6 protein-coding genes are annotated in these 7,273 nt (G+C 40.3%); 1 reads left to right on the top strand and 5 read right to left on the bottom strand.

Features of this window, described 5'->3' with window-relative positions; translation table 11 throughout:
* Window positions 1-758 precede the first annotated feature (758 nt).
* Window positions 759-1,049 carry a hypothetical protein gene (locus FKN88_RS09220; protein WP_306687394.1) on the bottom strand — a complete coding sequence of 97 codons (291 nt, stop codon included), beginning with the start codon at window positions 1,047-1,049 and terminating at the stop codon, window positions 759-761.
* A 1,954-nt stretch (window positions 1,050-3,003) separates the two neighbouring features.
* Between FKN88_RS09220 and FKN88_RS09215 the strand changes: the two genes are divergently transcribed.
* Window positions 3,004-3,966: an integron integrase gene (locus FKN88_RS09215; protein WP_306687395.1), complete on the top strand. Its 963-nt coding sequence runs from the start codon at window positions 3,004-3,006 to the stop codon at window positions 3,964-3,966.
* Window positions 3,967-4,013: 47 nt separating this feature from the next.
* On the opposite strand, the gene rplT is transcribed toward FKN88_RS09215, so the two are convergent.
* From rplT to thrS, 4 genes are all read right to left on the bottom strand, one after another.
* The gene (rplT, locus tag FKN88_RS09210) at window positions 4,014-4,367 is read right to left on the bottom strand and encodes a 50S ribosomal protein L20 (protein WP_004397165.1); all 354 of its coding nucleotides are present in this window, start codon (window positions 4,365-4,367) and stop codon (window positions 4,014-4,016) included.
* 41 nt (window positions 4,368-4,408) lie between these two features.
* Window positions 4,409-4,603, bottom strand: a complete 195-nt coding sequence (rpmI, locus tag FKN88_RS09205; RefSeq protein ID WP_004397162.1) for a 50S ribosomal protein L35 — start codon at window positions 4,601-4,603, stop codon at window positions 4,409-4,411.
* Between the two features lie 100 nt (window positions 4,604-4,703).
* Complete coding sequence (gene infC, locus FKN88_RS09200; protein ID WP_325065042.1) at window positions 4,704-5,192, bottom strand: translation initiation factor IF-3; 489 nt, start codon at window positions 5,190-5,192, stop codon at window positions 4,704-4,706.
* A gap of 66 nt (window positions 5,193-5,258) precedes the next feature.
* On the bottom strand, window positions 5,259-7,187 hold the full coding sequence (gene thrS / locus FKN88_RS09195; protein ID WP_154170956.1) for a threonine--tRNA ligase: 1,929 nt from the start codon (window positions 7,185-7,187) through the stop codon (window positions 5,259-5,261).
* Window positions 7,188-7,273 lie beyond the last annotated feature (86 nt).

Raw genomic sequence — 7,273 nt, 5'->3', positions numbered from 1 at the left:
AATTCATCATCCATTTTACCAAGAGCTACTCTATCGCCTCGTTTCAAATAAAATGGATTTGGATATTCTGAGATATGATTTTCAAGAGCAACTACTTCCATATTATCTCCATAGTACATAACGCCCAATTAAGTAGCCCGAAACGCTACTACCAACTTCCCGCATTACATCGTAATCACTAAACTCAACGCAAAACGAAAATGCCACGCGTTGAGGGTCTGCTTGAATTGTTTGTTATATTTCAGTTCCATACAGCCACTGAAACACCAAACAACCTTTGAAAATAGTAAATAACATCAAAAGCTTAACGTCAGTTGAGCCAGATTTAGATACAAAAAACAATTAATTTTGAAATCGAATCAAGCTTACCCATTGATTCTGATGATAAATATCAGAGAAATAAGCCATTAATGTAAACCAAATCAAAAGAGTTGCTAAATGCGATTAAACAATAATGTTCGTTAGACATTGATAAACTTGATCAAATCAACAGCTATGCTTCACAAGAAATCATCAACCAGCAAAACACTCACATTACCACTTAACTTTTAAATTTGTAGCACGTTGAATTTAAGAGAAATATAACGCCCGCTTAAGGGGCTGACAACGCTACTACCAAGTTTCCGCATAACACCGTAACCACCAAAATCAACGCATAATAAAAATGCCGCGCGTTGGAAGTCCCTCTTGAAGCGTTTGTTATGTTTTGATCCAACTAGCTGATTTTGTTAAAAATAACCTTAAAAATCTCAACTAGTTTAAGACATTATTGCCTTACTTCTAAAAAGTGTTTTTTTGCATGATAAGCAAATATGTTTATAACGAGGATCTGCATGAGCTGTTAATGGTTGAAAAATCACTTTGTCTGAACCACAACTAAAGCATTTAGCACTTTCTGGATCTGCCGTTTTACATTCAGGATGTTTTATCAAATAGTTCTCAAGTGTCGGCAATTTGTACCAATCATCATCTTGTGGCTTCGAATATGATACGAAATAGTAGAATATTGCAGCCGCGCCTAAAACTAAAAGCAACCAAATGAAATCCATCTCTTTTTCCTCAAGTTATCCCGAAAACATAACGCCGCGTTAAGGGGTGAGTAACGCAACTACCAACTCACCGCATTGCACTAAAAACTAATAAAATCAACGCATAATGAAAATGCTACGCGTTGCGAATCCCTCTTAAACGCTTTGTTAACTGGCCGATCCCAAATGCCAAAATTACCAATATTTTTAAGCTGCCTGTGCGGCAGTGAACGGTACATGCTGTTTACGGTCGCAGCGGTATGGTTTTTAAGCTGCCTGTGCGGCAGTGAACTATGAAACTTTATCAGTAACCTATTGTTAATAAAAGTAATTACATCAAATTTCTCAAAATAACCTTTTATTTTTAACTCGATTTATTATTAATATAAATCAATGACTTAAAATTCAACGAAAAAAGATGGGTAATTTTATTGCCAGTTAACGCCCGATTAAGCAGCGAACAACGCGACTACCAACCTTCCGCATAACGACTTTATCACCAAACTACACGCATAATAACAATGCTTTGCGTTGCGAGTCTGTCTTGAATCGTTTGTTAGGTCACGACCAATGTTGCCTATGGTCTCTCGTTCATTATTGACTATCAAAAAAGAATTGAAGAAAAAGACAAAAATCGAAGCCGAAGTATTGGGCATCGCTCTACCTTGAGGTCTTGCGGGCGTCACGCTTCAATCGCGCCCCGATTAAGGTGCGCACGAAAGCGCCTCAAGGGTATCATGGAAATGACTAATATTCGTCCTTTTTGCCTTCTTTCCTCTATACCCTATTGGCTATTCCATACTCACTCGATATCTTCATACATTATTCGTGTGATCCCGTTGTGACCTAACGCCCGATTAAGCAGCGAACAACGCGACTACCAACCTTCCGCATAACGACTTTATCACCAAACTACACGCATAATAACAATGCTTTGCGTTGCGAGTCTGTCTTGAATCGTTTGTTAGGTCACGACCAATGTTGCCTATGGTCTCTCGTTCATTATTGACTATCAAAAAAGAATTGAAGAAAAAGACAAAAATCGAAGCCGAAGTATTGGGCATCGCTCTACCTTGAGGTTTTGCGGGCGTCACGCTTCAATCGCGCCCCGATTAAGGTGCGCACGAAAGCGCCTCAAGGGTATCATGGAAATGACTAATATTCGTCCTTTTTGCCTTCTTTCCTCTATACCCTATTGGCTATTCCATACTCACTCGATATCTTCATACATTATTCGTGTGATCCCGTTGTGACCTAACGCCCGCTTAAGGGGCTGACAACGCTACCATCAAGTTTCCGCATAACACCGTAACCACCAAAATCAACGCATAATAAAAATGCCACGCGTTGGAAGTCCCTCTTGAAGCGTTTGTTATGCTTTATTACTCATTGATTACATTGAACTTTTAAAAAATTTATTTGTTCGCAGCACTTTAACTCAAAATGATAAACTTGCCTACTTTCAGCAATCATTGGTGCCGATAAGATCCCAAATAAGTTGAAGCGAAATAGCCTGTGGAATCAATGAACCAGCAACACCAAAGAAAGAGACCTTTCAGCAAAAATCGAACCTTTTGTGTACACAATTTATCAGAGCAGAGTTGCCGAAAAAGCACAAGTATCGCTCAACTTTCAATCGCCACGAAAAAGAACAATAAACTCATAATATCAATAAATTAGAATAAGAAAACTTCTAAATTAGATTAAGTTTTCCCATTAAAATTTATATATTGATTTTGCTGAGGCTCAATAAAGCATAACGCTTATTACACTGAAACATGCCGTCTTTTCTTCCACGCTACCGCCGCCTTTTAGAGCAAAGGTCGAACAATCGTAACATAATAACCATCTGATTCATCATGTTATACACCATCGCAATGAGAAGCAGATCTAAATAAACGGCAAAATGTCACTTAGTTATTGACAGCCTATAAAACCCACATCACTGTATATAAAAACAGCAAAGGATTTATGTATGAAATCTCAATTTCTGCTTAGCGTAAAGGAATATATGCAAGTCAGGTATTATGCTAACAAAACTATAGAATCTTATATACATTGGATAACGCAATATGTGGTCTTTCATAATAAAACTCACCCTAATCTATTAGGCTCTCGTGATGTCGAACAGTTTTTAACCTACTTAGCTGTTGAAAAAAAAGTAGCAACCAAAACACAATCATTGGCTTTGAATGCACTGAGTTTTTTGTATAGGGAGATCATCAAAGAGCCATTGACACTGGAAATGAAATTCCAAAAATCTCAATTGGAAAGAAAGCTACCGATCGTCATGACGCGAGAAGAAATAAAACGCTTCTTTAATCATGTTGATCCAAAATATCAGCTTCACATCAAACTACTTTATGGTTCAGGACTAAGATTGATGGAATGCGTTCGCTTACGTGTACAAGATATCGATTTTGATTATGGAGCTTTGAGGATATGGCAGGGAAAAGGAGGGAAAAATCGAACAGTAACACTGGCCAAAGAGTTACACCCTTTAATCAAGGAACAAATATCACTCGCAAAACGATACTACGATAAAGATATGGAAATGAAAGGTTATGGTGGCGTATGGTTGCCTAACGCATTAAATAGCAAATATCCGACAGCACCATTCGAATTTCATTGGCATTACTTATTTCCATCTAACGCATTATCGGTTGATCAGGAAAGCAACTTATTACGTCGGCATCATATTAATGAAACCTCATTACAACGAACCGTAAAAAGAGCAGTAAAAGAAGCTGAAATTAAAAAATCAGTATCTTGCCATACGCTAAGACACTCATTTGCGACCCATCTTCTCGAATCAGGAGCTGACATTCGAACGGTACAAGAGCAGCTTGGTCATGCTGACGTCTCAACGACACAAATTTATACTCATGTATTGGATAGAGGAGCAAACGGGGTATTGAGCCCTTTATCTCGCTTATAAAAAAGGAGAGCCTAAGCCCTCCTTTCGATTAAACAGTTAAAACTCTATTACAGAGCAGCTTTCGCTTTCTCAACAAGAACAGAAAATGCTGCTTTGTCGAATACTGCGATATCTGCGAGGATCTTACGATCGATCTCGATAGATGCTTTCTTAAGACCATTGATGAAACGGCTGTAAGATAGACCATTTTGACGAGATGCAGCGTTAATACGCGCGATCCATAGCTGACGGAACTGGCGCTTTTTAGTGCGACGGTCACGGTAAGCGTATTGGCCTGCTTTAGTAACGGCTTGGAAAGCTACGCGGTAAACACGTGAACGTGCACCATAGTAACCTTTAGCTTGTTTTAGAACTTTCTTATGACGTGCACGAGCTTGTACACCACGTTTTACGCGAGGCATTATGTCTCTCCTAAACTAAACGATAAATAAACTAAAAAGAATTAAGCGTATGGCAACATGCGCATAACACCAGCCACTTCACATTTCGGAAGGATTGAGTTAGGGCGTAGTTGACGCTTGTTCTTAGTAGTACGCTTAGTCAGGATGTGACGTTTAGTAGCGTGCTTGTACTTAATACCACCAGCTGTTTTCTTAAAACGCTTAGCAGCACCTTTGTTGGTTTTCATCTTAGGCATGATGAATAACTCCGCATTGTAGTAGTTTAATAACAATGTAATTAGGGCGAATAAAACCCAGCTTTTAATCACTAGGTTTTATTACTTGCAATGCCGTTAATTACTTCTTTTTAGGGGCAAGCATCATGATCATCTGACGTGCTTCAATTCTGCTCGGGAAAGATTCTACTACCGCGATATCAGCCGTATCTTCTTTCAAACGATTCAAAACATCAACACCGATTTCTTGGTGCGCCATCTCACGGCCACGGAAGCGAATAGTTACTTTCACTTTGTTGCCTTCTTCAAGGAAGCTAGTCAGGTTGCGTAGTTTTACCTGATAGTCTCCGATATCAGTTCCAGGGCGGAATTTTATTTCCTTAATCTGGACCTGTTTTTGCTTCTTCTTCTGCTCTTTAGCAGCTTTACTCTTTTCAAAGAGGAATTTGCCATAGTCCATCACACGACAAACAGGTGGCTCGGCGTTAGGGCTGATCTCTACAAGATCCATACCAGCTTCTACGGCCGCTTCTAGTGCTTCGCTGATTGATACAACACCAACGGATTCACCATCTGCGCCAGTTAAACGAACTTCACGAACGCCACGAATTTCACCGTTTAAACGGTGCTGGTTTGGTTTGGCCGGCTGTTGGCCACGTCTTCCGCCTTTAATAGTTTATTCCTCCAGATTGAGCTGACGGCTAGAAACTTCGGCTTGGATGTGAGTTATAAAATCATCCAATTTAAATTTACCTAAGTCCTTGCCCTTTCGAGTACGTACTGCAATTTCACCAGCTTCCATTTCTTGGTCGCCACAAACGAGCATATACGGTACACGTTTTAAAGTATGTTCGCGGATTTTAAAGCCTATCTTCTCATTTCTCAAGTCCGCTTTCGCACGAATGCCACATTTTTGTAGCTTTTGTACGACTTCTTGAGCGTAATCAGCCTGTTTATCGGTGATATTGACTACCACGGCTTGTTCAGGAGCTAACCACGTTGGGAAGAAACCCGCATATTCTTCGATAAGAATACCGATAAAGCGCTCAAGAGAACCTAAAATCGCACGGTGAATCATAACCGGGACTAAGCGCTCATTACTTTCACCAACGTAGGTCGCGCCTAAACGTGATGGAAGATTGAAGTCCAATTGAACTGTGCCACATTGCCATGCTCTATCCAAGCAATCATACAAAGTGAATTCAATTTTAGGACCATAAAAAGCACCTTCACCTTCTTGAATCTCATAGGCAATACCCATTGCGTCAAGCGAGTGTTTCAGGGCCTCTTCAGACTTATCCCAAATCTCGTCACTGCCTACTCGTTTTTCAGGACGGGTAGATAGTTTAACCGCAATATTTTCAAAACCAAAGGTGTTATACGTGTCGTACACCATTTTAATGCACGATGTTACTTCTTGTTGAATTTGATCTTCAGTACAGAAAATATGCGCATCATCTTGAGTGAAACCACGCACACGCATAATACCATGTAATGAACCTGAAGGTTCGTTACGATGACACGATCCAAATTCAGCCATGCGCAAGGGTAAATCACGATATGATTTCAAACCTTGATTAAAGATTTGTACGTGACCTGGACAGTTCATCGGTTTAATCGCATATTCACGATTTTCTGATGATGTGGTGAACATCGCGTCCGCGTATTTATCCCAGTGACCAGAACGTTCCCATAGAACGCGATCCATCATCAATGGACCTTTCACTTCTTGGTAATCATATTCCGTTAATTTATGACGAATGAAAACTTCTAAATCACGGAAGATAGACCAGCCATTATGATGCCAGAAAACCATCCCCGGCGCTTCTTGCTGCATATGAAAAAGATCAAGCTGCTTACCAATTTTACGATGGTCACGCTTGGCCGCTTCTTCTAAACGAGTTAAATGAGCTTGTAGTGCTTTCTTATCATGAAAAGCCGTGCCATAAACGCGTTGTAACATCTTATTGTCACTGTTACCACGCCAATACGCGCCAGCAACACTGAGCAGTTTAAAATGCTGACAAAAACCCATATGAGGTACGTGTGGACCACGACACATATCGATATATTCTTCGTGATGATAAAGACCAGGGCGATCATCACGAGCAACATTTTCGTCTAAGATTTCGATCTTATAAGGTTCACCACGAGATTCAAAAGTATCCCGAGCTTCCTGCCAACTGACTTTATGCTTAACAACCACGTATTTGGTTTTAACCAAATCTTTCATTCGCTGTTCGATGCGCTCAAGATCTTCTTGTGAGAGCGAATGATCAAGATCGATATCGTAGTAAAAACCACTATCGATGGTTGGACCGATAGCCATTTTTGCTTGCGGATAAAGCTGCTTAAGAGCATGCCCTAATAAATGCGCGCAAGAGTGACGAACGATTTCTAATCCATCAGCCTCATCTTTAACCGTAATAATTTCAAGGCTTGCATCATGTTCAATCAGATCGCAAGCATCAACACGTCGGCCATCGATACGGCCTGCAATGGTTGCTTTAGCAAGACCAGGACCGATAGATTGAGCGACGTCCATGGTAGAGACAGGGTGATCAAATTGACGCTGACTGCCGTCAGGAAGAGTAATAATAGGCATGAATAATCCTTACAGTGGTGTTGCACACCAAGCAACACGTGTTCAGTACGTTAAAAGTAAACATCGATGGTCACTCGGTAACACGA

The sequence above is a fragment of the Vibrio sp. 2017_1457_13 genome (assembly GCF_030851525.1).
Classification (GTDB): domain Bacteria; phylum Pseudomonadota; class Gammaproteobacteria; order Enterobacterales; family Vibrionaceae; genus Vibrio; species Vibrio metschnikovii.
This window is presented reverse-complemented; position numbering and strand designations above follow the sequence as displayed.

Bases quoted from the DNA above. Each gene is read 5' to 3' on its own strand.
- rplT (WP_004397165.1), bottom strand. From the start codon at position 4,367: ATGCCTCGCGTAAAACGTGGTGTACAAGCTCGTGCACGTCATAAGAAA.
- rpmI (WP_004397162.1), bottom strand. From the start codon at position 4,603: ATGCCTAAGATGAAAACCAACAAAGGTGCTGCTAAGCGTTTTAAGAAA.
- FKN88_RS09220 (WP_306687394.1), bottom strand. From the start codon at position 1,049: ATGGATTTCATTTGGTTGCTTTTAGTTTTAGGCGCGGCTGCAATATTC.
- thrS (WP_154170956.1), bottom strand. From the start codon at position 7,187: ATGCCTATTATTACTCTTCCTGACGGCAGTCAGCGTCAATTTGATCAC.
- FKN88_RS09215 (WP_306687395.1), top strand. From the start codon at position 3,004: ATGAAATCTCAATTTCTGCTTAGCGTAAAGGAATATATGCAAGTCAGG.